12 protein-coding genes are annotated in these 14,337 nt (G+C 70.6%); 6 read left to right on the forward strand and 6 right to left on the reverse strand.

Annotated features, from left to right (window positions below):
* Window positions 1–14: 14 nt before the first annotated feature.
* Window positions 15–1,382: a M1 family metallopeptidase gene (locus OG519_RS31870; protein WP_405593141.1), complete on the reverse strand. Its 1,368-nt coding sequence runs from the start codon at window positions 1,380–1,382 to the stop codon at window positions 15–17.
* A gap of 451 nt (window positions 1,383–1,833) precedes the next feature.
* Between OG519_RS31870 and OG519_RS31875 the strand changes: the two genes are divergently transcribed.
* From OG519_RS31875 to OG519_RS31895, 5 genes are all read left to right on the forward strand, one after another.
* Entirely contained in the window at window positions 1,834–2,022 is a 189-nt protein-coding gene (locus OG519_RS31875; RefSeq protein ID WP_405591355.1) for a hypothetical protein, read from the forward strand.
* Entirely contained in the window at window positions 2,019–2,108 is a 90-nt protein-coding gene (gene kdpF / locus OG519_RS31880; RefSeq protein WP_405591358.1) for a K(+)-transporting ATPase subunit F, read from the forward strand. The genes OG519_RS31875 and kdpF overlap by 4 nt, the downstream gene beginning before the upstream one ends.
* Window positions 2,108–3,772 carry a potassium-transporting ATPase subunit KdpA gene (gene kdpA / locus OG519_RS31885; RefSeq protein WP_405591360.1) on the forward strand — a complete coding sequence of 555 codons (1,665 nt, stop codon included), beginning with the start codon at window positions 2,108–2,110 and terminating at the stop codon, window positions 3,770–3,772. The genes kdpF and kdpA overlap by 1 nt, the downstream gene beginning before the upstream one ends.
* Window positions 3,772–5,910, forward strand: a complete 2,139-nt coding sequence (kdpB, locus tag OG519_RS31890) for a potassium-transporting ATPase subunit KdpB (RefSeq protein ID WP_405591366.1) — start codon at window positions 3,772–3,774, stop codon at window positions 5,908–5,910. Before kdpA ends, kdpB begins: the two co-directional genes overlap by 1 nt.
* A 113-nt stretch (window positions 5,911–6,023) precedes the next feature.
* Window positions 6,024–6,680 carry a potassium-transporting ATPase subunit C gene (locus OG519_RS31895; protein ID WP_405591369.1) on the forward strand — a complete coding sequence of 219 codons (657 nt, stop codon included), beginning with the start codon at window positions 6,024–6,026 and terminating at the stop codon, window positions 6,678–6,680.
* A gap of 7 nt (window positions 6,681–6,687) precedes the next feature.
* Here OG519_RS31895 and OG519_RS31900 read toward each other — a convergent pair whose 3' ends face one another.
* The 3 genes from OG519_RS31900 to OG519_RS31910 form a co-directional block, all read right to left on the reverse strand.
* Window positions 6,688–8,394, reverse strand: a complete 1,707-nt coding sequence (locus OG519_RS31900; protein ID WP_405591372.1) for a xylosidase — start codon at window positions 8,392–8,394, stop codon at window positions 6,688–6,690.
* Window positions 8,395–8,811: 417 nt separating this feature from the next.
* Window positions 8,812–9,378: a DJ-1/PfpI/YhbO family deglycase/protease gene (locus tag OG519_RS31905; RefSeq protein WP_405591374.1), complete on the reverse strand. Its 567-nt coding sequence runs from the start codon at window positions 9,376–9,378 to the stop codon at window positions 8,812–8,814.
* A 169-nt stretch (window positions 9,379–9,547) separates the two neighbouring features.
* Window positions 9,548–10,342, reverse strand: a complete 795-nt coding sequence (locus OG519_RS31910; protein WP_405591377.1) for a hypothetical protein — start codon at window positions 10,340–10,342, stop codon at window positions 9,548–9,550.
* 143 nt (window positions 10,343–10,485) lie between these two features.
* Here OG519_RS31910 and OG519_RS31915 point away from each other — a divergent pair, with 143 nt between their 5' ends.
* Window positions 10,486–10,761 (forward strand): hypothetical protein, encoded by a 276-nt coding sequence (locus OG519_RS31915; protein ID WP_405591380.1) that lies wholly within the window; start codon window positions 10,486–10,488, stop codon window positions 10,759–10,761.
* 68 nt (window positions 10,762–10,829) lie between these two features.
* Here the strand turns inward: OG519_RS31915 and OG519_RS31920 are convergent, their stop codons facing one another.
* Both OG519_RS31920 and OG519_RS31925 read right to left on the reverse strand, forming a co-directional pair.
* Complete coding sequence (locus tag OG519_RS31920; RefSeq protein WP_405591383.1) at window positions 10,830–12,593, reverse strand: thiamine pyrophosphate-dependent enzyme; 1,764 nt, start codon at window positions 12,591–12,593, stop codon at window positions 10,830–10,832.
* Window positions 12,594–12,705: 112 nt separating this feature from the next.
* Window positions 12,706–14,289, reverse strand: coding sequence for an FMN-binding glutamate synthase family protein (locus OG519_RS31925; protein WP_405591384.1), 1,584 nt, complete (start codon window positions 14,287–14,289; stop codon window positions 12,706–12,708).
* Window positions 14,290–14,337 lie beyond the last annotated feature (48 nt).

Below are 14,337 nucleotides of genomic sequence, written 5' to 3' on the forward strand. Positions count from 1 at the left end.
TACGGCTGGACCGGCTAGGGCTGGGCGGGCTTGCCCGCGGTGTAGATCCAGGTGTGGAAGAGGGCGCCGAGGTCCTTGCCGGATATCTTCTCGCTCAGCGCCACGAACTGGGCGGTGGTGCCGTTGCCGTACCGGTGGATCCTGGCCCAGGACTTGAGGATGGCGAAGAAGTCCGGGTCACCGATCGCCGTCCGCAGCTTCTGCAGCGCCATCGCGCCCCGGGTGTAGACCGGCGAGGCGAAGATGTTCTCCCCCTTGCCGGGGTCGGCGGTGGGGAAGGCCCAGAGGCTGCTGGTGGCCGCCCGGGCGTAGTAGCCGTCGAAGCGGGCCTGCGCGGTGGGGCCGCCGTGCTGCTCGTCCCACAGCCACTCGGCGTAGGTGGCGAAGCCCTCGTTGAGCCAGATGTCCTGCCAACTGGTCAGGCTCACCGAGTCGCCGAACCACTGGTGCGCGGTCTCGTGCACCACCGTGCCGACATCGGGCGCCCGGTCGTAGAGCGGCCTGGTCTGGGTCTCCAGCGCGTAACCCACATCCGGGGCGTGGTCGACGATCGCGCCCGCCGCGGCGAAGGGGTAGGGGCCGAAGAGCTTGCTCTCCCAGTCGAGGATCGCCGGTATCCGCGCCAGGGCCGGCGCGGCGCCGGCCGCCTCGCGGGGGTCCACCGCGTTGTAGACCGGGATGCCGGAGGCGGTGGTGTACCGCTGGACGTCGAACTTCCCGACCGTGGCGGTGGCGAGGTACGACGCCATCGGCCGGTCCTCGTTCCAGCGAAACGTCGTGGTGCCGGCCTTGCCCGCCTTGCTCCCCTTCCCGCCGTTGCTCCGCTGCGAGGTCAGCACTCCGTTGGCGACCGCCGTGTACCCGGTCGGCACGGTGATCTCGAAGGTGTACGACGCCTTGTCGAGCGGGGCGTTGTCGGCGGGGAACCAGGACATCGCGCCCTGCGGCTCACCCGCGACGAACGCGCCGTCGTCGGTGGATATCCAGCCGTCCGCGGAACCGTCGGGGTCGGTGATGTTCGCCGGCACCCCGCCGTAGCGGACCTCGACCCGGAAGACCTGGCCGCGCCGCAGCGCCGTGCGGGGGGTGATGACGAGTTCCTGGCCGTCCCGGGTCCAGCGGGCCGCCCGGCCGTCCACCCGGATCCCGCGTACGGTCAGGCCGGAGAGGTCCAGGTCGAAACGGGTCAGCCGCTGCGTGGCCCGGGCGGTGATCGTCGCGGTGCCGTCCAGTTCCCGGCCGGCCGGGTCGTAGGCGAGGTCCAGGTCGTAGTGGCGGGTGGTGTAGCCGCCGTTCCCGGAGAGCGGGAAGTACGGATCGCCCTGGCCCGGCGCGCCCCGGTCGCCGAGCGCCGCGGCCACCGCGGTGCTCTCGGTCGACAGAGCGAAGGTGCCGACCGCGAGGAGCGCGATCGTGGTCCCCAGGAATCCGGAGCGGAGGGAGCCGCGACGGGACCGGGCGCCGGAAGCGGGAGGGTGGACAGCGGGCACGTGCACTCCTGGAGCGAAGGGGCAGATTCGAACGCGATCACGTCGATCACACGACCACACAAATGTGCGCACACCCTATGGCGGCCCCGACCCGGCGACAAGATGGCCCCGGCCCCTCCCGTCCGGAGTCAAGTGGGCTCGGCGGTGGCCGCGTTGGCGTGCCCCCGCCCTGGTGAGCCGCCGCCCTGGTGAGTCGCCGTGCGAACAGCAGCACGCAGGTGCGTCCACCCTGGCACACCGCCGTCCGTCCCGCCTGTCGGGAGCCACCGCGTGCGGGCGGGCCGGCGCGCGGGTCCGGTGGTGTCGATAGGCCGGATGGCGGCTCCCAGGCTGCCGCAACACGGTGCGGCGACCACGCTGCGGCAAGGTTTGTGCACGGAGCGCCGCCGGTTCCGGCCGGGCGGGGCTCCGACGGACCTCCGCCCACGACCACCGGGATGCTCCGCACATGGCAGATCTGATCTACCTCGTCATCACCATCGCGGTCTTCGCCGTTCTCGGCCTGATCGCCAAGGGGGCGGAGAAGCTGTGAGCGGGGAGAACATCGCCGGCCTCGTCGTGGCGAGCGGGCTGCTGGTCTACCTGGTGCTGGCGCTGATCTTCCCGGAGCGCTTCTAGTGGACCCCACGCTGGCCGGGCTGCTCCAGATCGTCGCGCTGGTCGTCGCACTGGCCCTGTCGTACCGGCCGTTGGGCGACTACATCGCCCATCTGCTCACCGCGCCGCGCCATCTGCGGGCCGAGCGGGTCCTCTACCGGCTCAGCGGGGTGAACGGCGGGGCCGACCAGCGCTGGACGGTGTATCTGCGCAGCGTGCTGGCCTTCTCCGTGATGTCGGTCCTCTTCCTCTACGGTTTCCAGCGGCTGCAAAGCCACTTCCCGCTGGCCGTCGGGATGAAGGCGGTCGCGTCGGCCACCGCGTTCAACACCGCCACCTCCTTCGTCACCAACACCAACTGGCAGTCGTACTCCGGCGAATCCACCATGGGCTATCTGGTGCAGATGACGGGCCTGGCGGTGCAGAACTTCGTCTCCGCGGCCGTCGGCATCGCGGTGGTCGCCGCGCTGATCCGCGGCTTCACCCGGGAACGCACCGACCGGGTCGGCAACTTCTGGGTCGATCTGACCCGCGTCGTGGTCCGGCTGCTGCTCCCGCTCGCCTTCGTCTTCGCCATCGCGCTGGTCGCGTCCGGCACGCTGCAGAACCTGCACGGCGCGCACGGGATCACCACGCTGGTGGGCGACCGGCAGACGATCACCGGCGGTCCGGTCGCCTCGCAGGAGGCCATCAAGGAACTGGGCACCAACGGCGGCGGCTTCTACAACGCCAACTCCGCCCATCCCTTCGAGAACCCCAACGCGTTCACCGACTGGCTGGAGATCTACCTCCTGCTGGTGATCTCCTTCTCGCTGCCGCGCACCTTCGGCACGATGGTCGGCGACCGCCGCCAGGGGTACGCGATCCTCGCCGTGATGGGGCTCATCTGGACCGCCTCGCTCGCCATCATCACCGTCAACGAGCTGCACAGCGTCAGCAGTACCGCGGGTCACCTGGCCGGCGGCATGCTGGAGGGCAAGGAACAGCGGTTCGGCGTCTGGGCCTCGGCGCTCTTCGCCGCGTCCACCACCCTGACCTCGACCGGCGCGGTCAACTCCTTCCACGATTCCTTCTCGCCCGGCGGCGGCGGGATGACGATCTTCAACATGATGCTCGGCGAGGTCGCCCCCGGCGGCACCGGCTCCGGTCTCTACGGCATCCTCATCCTGGCCGTCATCGCCGTCTTCGTGGCCGGTCTGATGGTCGGCCGCACCCCCGAGTACCTCGGCAAGAAACTCGGCAGCCGCGAGATCAAGTTCGCCTCGCTCTACATCCTCATCACCCCCGCCATCGTCCTGGTCGGCACCGGAACGGCCATGTCGCTGCGCGGTGAGCGGGCGAACATGCTCAACTCCGGACCGCACGGCTTCTCCGAGGTGCTCTACGCCTTCACCTCCGCCGCCAACAACAACGGCTCGGCGTTCGCCGGGCTGACCGTGACGTCGAACTGGTGGAACACCGCGCTGGGTCTTGCGATGCTCTTCGGCCGCTTCCTGCCGATGATCTTCGTACTGGCGCTCGCCGGTTCGCTCGCCGCGCAGCAGCCGACCCCGGTCACCGCCGGCACGCTGCCCACCCACCGGCCACAGTTCGTCGGGCTGCTCACCGCGGTGATCCTGATCGTCGTCGGCCTCACCTACTTCCCCGCGCTCGCGCTGGGCCCGATCGCGGAAGGCCTGCACTGATGGCCCCCAGCAGCGTCGACCCCCCGCCGCCACCCGGGGTCGGGCAGGACACGGCCTCACAGCACCGCGTCTCCGGCGGCCTGCTCGATCCGAAACAGCTCCTCGTCTCGCTGCCCGAGGCGGCGAAGAAGCTCGATCCGCGGGTCATGGCCAAAAATCCGGTGATGTTCGTGGTCGAGGTGGGCGCCGTGCTCACCACGGCCCTGGCCATCAAGAACCCGAGCGTCTTCTCCTGGGTCATCTCCGTCTGGCTCTGGCTCACCGCCGTCTTCGCCAACCTTGCCGAGGCGGTGGCGGAGGGCCGCGGCAAGGCGCAGGCCGAGACGCTGCGCCGCAGCAGGACCGAGACGACGGCCAGACGGCTCACCGACTACCGGCGCGAGACGGCCGGCCTCACCGAGGAGGCGGTCCCCGCCGCCGACCTGCGGCTCGGCGACCATGTGGTGGTCGAGGCCGGGCAGGTCATCCCTGGTGACGGCGATGTCGTCGAAGGGGTCGCGTCCGTCGACGAGTCCGCCATCACCGGTGAGTCGGCGCCCGTGATCCGGGAGTCCGGCGGTGACCGCTCGGCGGTGACCGGCGGCACGAAGGTGCTCTCGGACCGGATCGTCGTCCAGATCACCTCCAAGCCCGGTGAGACGTTCATCGACCGGATGATCGCGCTGGTAGAGGGGGCCGCCCGGCAGAAGACGCCCAACGAGATCGCGCTGAACATCCTGCTCGCCTCGCTGACCGTGGTCTTCCTGCTGGCCGTCGTCACCTTGCAGCCGTTCGCGGTCTTCGCCGGCGCCGAGCAGTCCATCGTGGTGCTGGTCGCCCTGGTGGTGGCGCTCATCCCGACCACCATCGGCGCGCTGCTCTCCGCGATCGGCATCGCCGGCATGGACCGGCTGGTGCAGCGCAACGTGCTGGCGGTCTCCGGCCGGGCGGTGGAAGCGGCCGGCGACGTGAACACCCTGCTGCTGGACAAGACCGGCACCATCACCCTCGGCAACCGGCAGGCCGCCGAGTTCCTGCCGGTGGGCGGCGTACCGATCCAGCGGCTGGCCGACGCGGCCCAGATGTCCTCGATCGCCGACGAGACCCCGGAGGGCCGCTCCATCGTGGTCCTCGCCAAGGAGCGCTACGGTCTGCGGGCCCGGGCCGAGGGCGAGCTGGGGCAGGCTGAGTTCGTGCCCTTCACCGCGCAGACCCGGATGAGTGGCGTCGACCTGGTGGAGGACGGCGGCCGCCGGCTGCTGCGCAAGGGCGCGGCCGCCGCCGTGATGCACTGGATCGGCGAGAACGGCGGATCCGCGCTCCAGGAGGTCGGCCCGATCGTCGACGGCATCGCCTCCAGCGGCGGCACCCCCCTGGTGGTCGGCGAGGTCGTCACCCGGGAGGGGGCGAGCAGCGCCTCGGTGCTCGGGGTGATCAACCTCAAGGACGTGGTCAAGGCCGGTATGCGCGAACGCTTCGACGAGCTGCGCCGGATGGGGATCCGCACCGTGATGATCACCGGTGACAACCCGATGACCGCCCGGGCGATCGCGGACGAGGCGGGTGTGGACGACTTCCTCGCCGAGGCCACGCCCGAGGACAAGATGGCGCTGATCCGCCGGGAGCAGGCGGGCGGCAAGCTGGTCGCGATGACCGGCGACGGCACCAACGACGCGCCCGCGCTGGCCCAGGCGGATGTCGGTGTGGCCATGAACACCGGCACCTCGGCCGCCAAGGAGGCCGGGAACATGGTCGACCTGGACTCCAACCCCACCAAGCTGATCGAGATCGTGGAGATCGGCAAGCAGCTCCTCATCACCCGGGGCGCGCTCACCACCTTCTCCATCGCCAACGACGTGGCCAAGTACTTCGCGATCATCCCCGCGATGTTCACCGTCGCCTTTCCCGGGCTCAACCAGCTCAACATCACCAAGCTGCACAGCCCGCAGTCGGCGATCGCCTCCGCGATCATCTTCAACGCGCTGATCATCGTGGCGCTGATCCCGCTCGCCCTGCGCGGCGTCCGCTACCGGCCGTCCTCGGCGGCGCAACTGCTCAACCGCAACATCTGGGTCTACGGCCTCGGCGGCCTGGTGCTGCCGTTCGCCGGTATCAAGGTCATCGACCTGATCATCCAGTTCATCCCCGGACTGCGCTGACGAAAAGCTGACGAGAAGCCGCCGGACGCCGCCGGACGCCGACGGAAGTTGAGGAAGCTGCCGGAAGCCGAGGAAGCTGCCCGAAATGGCAGCAGTAGAGAAAGGCCGCCGCGATGTTCAACGCCCTTCCGGCGACGCTCCGCACCCTGCTGGCCGCCCTGCGCATGCTGGTGGTGTTCACCCTGCTCACCGGCGTCGCGTATCCGCTGGTCGTCACGGGTATCGCCCAGGGCGCGTTCAGCCACAAGGCCAACGGCTCCATGGTCGACCGGGGTGGCCGGGCCGTCGGCTCCAGCCTGCTCGGCCAGAACTTCGACCTGCCGATGAGCAACCCCGGCAGCCCCGGTGACCCTGATACCCCCGAGACCGCCGGCACGGCGCCGAGACCCGACCCGAGGTTCTTCCAGCCCCGGCCGTCGGCCGGCTCCTACGACCCGCTGGCCTCCGGCGCCTCCAATCTCGGCCCGAACAACCCCGAGCTGATCGCCTCGGTCCGGGCCCGCCGGGCGGCGATCGCGGCCTTTGACGGCGTCCGCCCGAGCCAGGTGCCCCCCGACGCCGTCACCGCCTCGGGATCGGGACTCGACCCCGACATCTCGCCGGCCTACGCGGACGAACAGGTCGCCCGGATCGCCAGGGTCCGCCGGCTGCCCGCCTCGGTCGTCCGCCGGCTCGTGGCCGAGAACACCCACGGCCGGGTGCTGGGCTTCCTGGGCCAGCGCCACGTCAACGTCCTCAAACTCAACGTGGCGCTGGCCAGGACCACCTGAGGGCGGATCAGTCGGTGACGAGGGTGAACTTCTCCCAGGGTCCGATGGCGGTCCGGTTGGCGACCAGGGCGGCCGCGCCGGCGTTCTCCGCGGTGACGTACTGGTTGTTGGCGATCGCGAGCAGGCTCACGGTGCCGTCGGTGTTGTGGACGAGGGTGAAGGTCTGGGCGCGGCCGAGGGTGGTGCTGTCGGCGATCAGCGGCGACGAACCGGCGGTGACGTAACGGCTGTTGGCGTGCGAGCGCAGGGCTGTGTTGCCGCTGCCGGCGTCGAGGAGGTCGAACTGCTCCCACTGGCCGATGGCGGTGCGGTTGGCGATGAGGGCCGCCGCGCCCGCGTTGTCGGCGGTGACGTAGTCGTTGTTGATCCCCGCGCGCAGGCTGACCACGGTGCCGGTGCCGGTGCTCGGCGAGGTGGGCGGGGTGGTCCCGCCGGAGACGACCGGCTGGGTGGGTCGGGTGGCGGTCAGCGCGATCTGGCCCTTGAGCATCCTGCCGCCGTCGCCGGTCAGCCGCAGGTAGTAGTCCGACGAGCAGGCGGTGCCGTCCTCGTCCAGCGCCAGGAAGCCGGAGTCGGTGGGCACGGTCGCCTGGGTCTCGGCGGTCTTGGCGATCTGGTTGCCCTCGTTGAACTCGTCGAACATCGAGATGTAGATGCCCTGGGCGCCGACCCGGACCATGTTGTAGAACTGCCGCCACATGAAGTCGCCGTGCGCGCGCTGCCGGACCGATACGTCACCCGGCAGGACGCACGGCTGGTAGTCGATGCCGTGCGCGTTGCACTCGGCCTGGTCGCCCAGGTTGACGTTCTGGTAGTAGTTGTCGGAATCGCCCGCGTTGCCGATGGCGCCGACCATCCACGGCGAGATCATGTTGAACGCGTGGTAGACGTCGCTGAAGCCGGTCCGCGTGCCCTGGCCGCCGGTCCGCCACTCCTTGGGGATGCCCCCGACCACGTAACACCCCTGCGACTTGAACCAGTTGATGACGTCCAGGCACGCGGTCGCGTCGAAGGGGTGGTTGTTGTCGTTGAAGCCGAAGCCCCAGATGCAGACGACCGGCTTGCCGTTCTGGGCGGCGTAGGCCGACGAGGCGGTGTGGGCCTTCATCTTGTTGGTCCAGTCCGTCTTGATCTCGGACTGCATGGTGGTCCAGCCGGACACGTCGTACATGATGTAGAACTTGACGCCGTGCGACTCCGCCGACGAGCGCACCTTGGTCGCCATCGCGTCGCGCGTCGGGCCCTCCCCGCCGACCGGGTTGAACCGCTGGAGCGCCGCGGTGTCGATGCCGTACTGCTTCATCCACTGGAAGTGGGTGTCCACGGTCTGCTGGTCGTACGAGGAGAAGAGGGTGGCGGGCTGGCCGTTGCCGAGGTTGGCGTACCCGGTCTGGTAACTGTGCGCGTACTCCCGCATGTCGGGCCACGCCTTGATGCCGGTGTTCGACGGGGAGGGGGCCTTGCTCATGTCCTGGGACCAGTGCCACCAGCCGTTGATCGGGGCGCTGTCGCCCTTGGCGGCGAACCAGCCCTGGTAGCCGACGGTGATCTTGCCGACCACGTCACCCGCGGCGCTCGCGGCGGGGGAGGCGGTGGACGTGGTGGCGGCCTTCGCGACGCCGAGCGCGCCGAGGGCGACGGCCGCGGTACCGCCGGCGGCGGTGCTGACGACCCTGCGGCGGGACCAGATCTTCCTGCGGTGGGACAGTGACATTGCTGATGACTCCGAGGAGAGGTGCGCGGGACCTGGGGTCCTTGCGCGACGGCGGACCGAGTGGTGGGGGGTTCCGCTGTGCTACAGCCGAACTCAGTGCCCGTCCGGGCCGCTTCGCTCATCGGTGAGGTACGGAAGGATCGCGAATGGGGTCGCACAGTTCTGTGCCGTGCACCGTGCTGAGCACTTCCGAAGCGGTGATCCGGTTGCGCCCTGATTCAAGTGCCGGGGCGCGTGTTACGTCAAGGCGCGTACGGCGGATGCGACGGTTTCGCCGGAATCGGCTTTTCTGCTGGGCGTGGAGTCCGCTATGCGAACTCCGGGGGTGGAAAAGGTGACGTTATTCCGCGGACGCCGAGGCCCCGGGAGCCGCCGCCGCGGCGGCGGCTCCCGGGGCCGGTCGGACGGCCGGGGACGTCAGGGGGAGGTGATGAGCGCCGCCTCGACCTCGCGGAGGAAGTCGTCCAGATCGTGCGGCGTACGCGAGGTGACCAGCCGCCATCCGCCGGCGTCGTCGCTGATCACGGAGTCGTCCCGCCAGGAGCCGCCGGCGTTGCTGATGTCGGTCCGCAGCGAGGGAAAGGAGGTCAGCGTCTTGCCCTGGACGGCGCCCGCCTCCACCAGCGCCCACGGACCGTGGCAGATCGCCGCCACCGGCCGCCCGGAGGTGGTGAAGGTCCTGACCGTCTCGATGGCGAGGTCGTTCAGCCGCAGCGCGTCGGCGTTCAGTGTGCCGCCGGGCACCAGCAGCATGTCGTACGCGTTCGGATCCGTCTCCGCCAGGGTCAGGGTCGGCTCGATCGTCTTGCCGGGGTCCTTGTCGCCGACCAGGGTCCGGATCGGCTCATCGGAGAGCGCGGCGATGTCGACCATCGCTCCGTTCTTCCGCAGATGCTCGACCGGGACGACGAGTTCGTCCTGCTCCACCCCGTAGTTGGTGACGATCGCCAGGACGCTGCGGCCCTTCAGGTCATTCTCCGACATGGTCATTCCTCTCTCGTGCGGTCTGCTGCGCGCCTGCCCGCTCGGGGACCCCGCTCACCTGCCGTCTCGGCCGCCGAGGCCGGCCCTCTGGCTGGTCCTCACTGTGGGTCGTGACCGCTTGCCGTTCGTGACGGGTCGGGGCGCCCCGGTCGCCCCCGGTCGCTGGACGTCAGCTCGGCCGGATACGGCGGACCGGCGGCCGCTTCGCCACCCGCTTGGTGGTGGACGGCCGCTCCTCCGCTTCCTTCCGCTGCTCCGCTTCCTTCCGGGCCTTCGCCACGGCCTTCGCCTTCGCGGCGGGCGGATTCTTCGGCCCCGGTTCCCTGGCGGTCCGCTCCACCCGCGCCTTCCCCGCCTGCGCCGACTCCTTCGCCCTTCTCGCCCGGGCCAGCTCCTTCGCCCGCTCGGCGGGCGGGTTCTTCGGCCCGGCCTCCCGGGCGGCCGGGCCGTCCGGCTTCTTCGCCCGCCCGGCGCCGCCGCGAGCGGGCCGCGGCGCCGGCGCTTTGGCGGGCGCCGCCGGCTCGGGCTCTTCCTCGTCCTCGGGCTCTCCGGCGTCCGCGGGCTCTTCGTCCGCCGCCGGCTCTTCGGGCGCCTCGGGCTCTTCTTCCGCGTCCTCTGTGTCGTCCGCGTCTTGGGCGTCTTCGGCTTCCTGGTCCGGTGCTGTGCCCTCTGCGCCCTCTTCGGTGTCCGCGCCCTCTCGGCGGGTCGGCCGGTCCGCTTCCTCGGCCGGCAGCAGCGAGCGGGTCCGCTGCCGCAGGCTCTCGGTCAGGGACTCGCTGAACCGTTCGAACTGCTCACCCTCGGCGAGTCGTCTGACCCCCCGGCCGATCAGCGCCACCGGATCCAGGCCGCTGCCGACCGCCAGAGACAGCAGGCCGATCGCGAGCTTCCCTTTGTTGCTCCGGCCGGCGACGTAGCCCGTCGCGGCGCCGGCGGCCAGCGCCGCCCGGATGTTGTTGTCCATAGCCAATGCCCCTCGGGGGAGTGCGGTGGAACCCATGACAGCGCGCGTCCCGCTCTTCCCACGGTCCTCCACCCCGCCGGACCCCGCATCCGGAGGCGTTTCGCGGGCTGTTTTCCGGGGGAGCCGGTAAGGTGAACTTTGAGGTGACTTCAGTGGAATTCCTTGACGGCGACCTTCCAGGGCCCGAGACGGCCGAACTCCCGATAGCCGACTACAAGCACCTTTCCCGGCTCGCGGTGGAGAGCCACTCCCGCGGCCTCGACCAGGAGCAGCTCGCCCTCCTCCTCCGCTACGAGCGCCGGCACCGGGACCGCACCCCGGTGATCCAGTTCCTCACCGCCCGGCTGCGGCAGTTCCGCCGCAAGGCGGCCCAGCCGCCCGGCGGCTACGGACCGGCGCCCCGCGGCCGGGACTTCTGACCGGCGGCGGGGCGGCTCGCGAGCGCTGATCCGGTCGCCCGGTCACTTCCCGTCCGGCGGCGCCCCGCTCACTTCCCGTCCGTGTCGCCGTGGCTGCGGACGATCTCCTTGACCTTGGCCACCGCGAACCCCCAGCCCTGTTCCACCGTCGGTTTGGCCGGGATCGCGATCTCGTCGGGGTTGGTGAGTACGTCCAGCAGGACCGGCCCCGGCGTGTCGAAGGCCCGGCGGACGGCCGTGTCCAGCTCGTCCGGGTCGGTGACGCGGATACCGGTGATGCCCATCGCGGTGGCCACCGCGGCGAAATCGGGATTGTCCAGCACCGTACCGAACTCCGGCAGCCCCACCTGCTCCTGTTCCAGCTTGACCATGCCGAGCCTGCGGTTGTCGAAAACCACCAGCTTCACCGGCAGTTGTTGGGTCTTGAGGGTCATCAGGTCGCCGAGGAGCATACTGAGCCCGCCGTCGCCGCAGAAGGCCACCACCTGTTGCCGCCGGTCCAGGCACTGCGCGCCGAGCGCGTGCGGCATGGCGTTGGCCATCGACCCGAGGTTGTACGAGCCGAGCAGCCGCCGGCTCCCGTGCATCTCGACGAACCGGGAGAGCCACACGGTGGCCATCCCGGTGTCCGAGGTGAAAACGGCGTCGTCGGCCGCGACCCGGTTCACCGCGGCCGCCAGCGCCTCGGGCCGGATGCCGTGCTCGCGGTTGTCGAACGCGGCCCGCACCCGCCCGAGCGGGCCGGTGTCGTGGCCCGGGTCGGCGAGCCGTGCCTGGCCCTCGTGCCAGCCCTCGAAGTGCTCGCGCGCCTTGTCCAGATGCTTGCGGTCACGCGCGCCCTCGTCACCCGGCGCCTTGGCGGACAGCTGGCGGAGCAGATCGCGCACGGTCGCTCCCACGTCACCGACCAGGCCGACCTCGACCGGGACCCGGCGCCCGATGTGCGCGGGCTCGGTGTCCACCTGGATGACGGTACGGCCCTCCGGATACCAGTCGCGATACGGGAAGTCGGTGCCCAGCAGCAGCAGCGTGTCGGCGTCCCGCATGGCCGACGCGGCGGCCGGGTTGCCGATCAGTCCCGTCTGGCCCACCTGGAAAGCGTTGCCGTGGTCCTCGAAGCCCTCCTTGGCCTTCAAGGTGAGCACCATCGGAGCCGCCAGCCGGTCGGCCAGCGCCAGCACGTCGGCGCGGGCGGCCCTGGCCCCCTGGCCGACGAGCAGCGTGATCCGCTCCGCCCGGTCCAGCAGCTCGGCGGCGGCCACCACCGCGGACTCCTCGGGACGCGTCACCGGTGAGCTCAGCGAGAAGCGGGCCGGCCGGTCCGCGGTCAGCTCCCGGTCGCCGATGTCCCCTGGCACGGTGAGTACGGCCACCCCCTTGCGGCCCAGCGCGTTGCGGACCGCGGTCTCCAGCATCAGCGGGAGCTGGTCGGGCGAGGTGATCGTGGCCCGGAAGACCGCCACGTCGCTGAAGAGGGCGTCGTTGTCGACCTCCTGGAAGTAGTCGCTGCCCAGCTCGGCCAGCGGCACCTGACCGGCGATGGCCAGCACCGGGGTGCGGCTCTTGGCCGCGTCGTAGAGGCCGTTGAGAAGATGGATGGAGCCCGGGCCGACGGTGCCCATGCACACGCCGAGGCCGCCGGTGAGCTGGGACTGGGCGCTGGCCGCGAAGGCCGCGACCTCCTCGTGCCGGCAGCCGATCCACTCCAGGTCCTCGGTGGTGCGGATGGCGTCGGTGAGCGGATTGAGCGCGTCACCGACGACCCCGAAGACCTGGCGGACCCCGAGTTCGGTCAGTGCGTCCACGATGACGCGGGCGACGGTTCGGGCCATGGATTCCTCCGGTACGGAAGGTTCGGACGGTTCGGAAAGTTCGGACGGTTCGGAAAGTTCGGACGGTTCGGGGGGTCCAGACGGTTCAGACAGTTCAGACAGTTCGGACGGTTCAGACGGTGAAGCGGTCGGGGTCGGCGGCTTTCCAGTCGGCCGCCCAGGAGTCCGGCGGCTCGGCCGTCAACTGGCCGGGGGAGAGCCACTCGTACATCTCCTCGTAGGAGAGCACGGTGTACGGGTCGAGCCGCCGGCGCAGCATGTGCGGACGCAACTGCGCGGGGTCCGTGACGCCCATCGAGGCCATGATCTGCAGGGCGCTCGCCACGGTGGCCTCTTGCAGCCGCTGGACCCGGGCGGTCTTGTCGCCGACGTCCAACGCCCGCGCGCGCCGCGGGTCCTGGGTGGTGACGCCGGTCGGGCAGGCGTTGGTGTGGCAGCGCTGCGCCTGGATGCAGCCGACGGCGAACATCATGGCGCGCGCCGCGTTGCCGTAGTCGGCGCCCTGCACCAGCCGCTTGACCAGATCGGTGCCGGTGGCGATCTTGCCGCTCGCCCCGATCTTGATCCGGTCCCGCAGACCCACGCCGACCAGCGAGTTGTGCACGGTCAGCAGGCCCTCGGTGAGCGGGGTGCCGACGTGGTCGGCGAACTCCAGCGGGGCGGCGCCGGTGCCGCCCTCGGCGCCGTCCACGATGATGAAGTCGGGGGTCACACCTTCCTCCAGCATCGCCTTGCAGACGGCGAGGAACTGTTGCCGGGAGCCGGGGCAGAGCTTGAATCCGGTGGGCTTGCCGTCGGCGAGCTGCCGCATCCGGGCGATGAAGCGGACCAGTTCCCGTGGCGTGGAGAACACCTGGTGGTACGGGGGAGAGATGACCGTACGGCCCTGGGGGACGTCCCGCACCCGGGCGATCTCCGCGTTGACCTTGGCGCCCGGCAGCACGCCGCCGATGCCGGGCTTGGCGCCCTGCGACAGTTTGAGGGACACGCACTTCACCTGGTCGTGCGCCGCCTTGTCGGCGAACTCGCCCGCGTCGAAGCCGCCGTCGGAGGTGCGGCAGCCGAAGTAGCCGGTGCCGATCTCCCAGACCAGGTCGCCGCCGGGCCGCAGATGGTATTCCGACAGACCGCCCTCGCCCGTGTCCTGGGCGAAACCGCCCGCCGCGGCGCCGCCGTTGAGCGCCAGCACGGCGTTGGACGACAGCGAGCCGAAGCTCATCGCCGACACGTTGAGCAGCGCCATGTCGTACGGGCGGGTGCAGTCGGGACCGCCGATCCGTACCCGCGGCGGCTCCTTCGGGACCGGGCGGGGCGCCATCGAGGGAACGAGGAACTCGTAGCCGGGCTGGTAGACATCGCGCTCGGTGCCGTACGGCTCCTCCGCGTCGGTGCCCTTCGCCCGTTCGTAGACGATGCTGCGGACGTCCCGGTCGAAGGGGCGGCCGTCGAAGTTCCGCTCGATGAAGTACTGCTGGAGTTCGGGGCGGATCCGCTCCAGCAGGAAACGGGCGTGCCCGACCACGGGGTAGTTGCGCAGCACCGAGTGCTTGCGCTGGAGCAGGTCCCACACCCCGAGCAGCGCGGGCGGTACGAGCACCGCGGCCGCGATCCACCACCACGGCGAGACCCACCCGGCGGCGCCCACCGCCGCCAGGGCCGCCACCACCGACAGAACAACCAGTCCGATACGTATCACTCTTGGCGAGTTACCCCGCCCCGGCCGGCCATGCGTGTGGCCAGGCCA

Origin of the sequence: Streptomyces sp. NBC_01190 (assembly GCF_045039895.1) — a bacterium.
Taxonomy (GTDB): domain Bacteria; phylum Actinomycetota; class Actinomycetes; order Streptomycetales; family Streptomycetaceae; genus Actinacidiphila.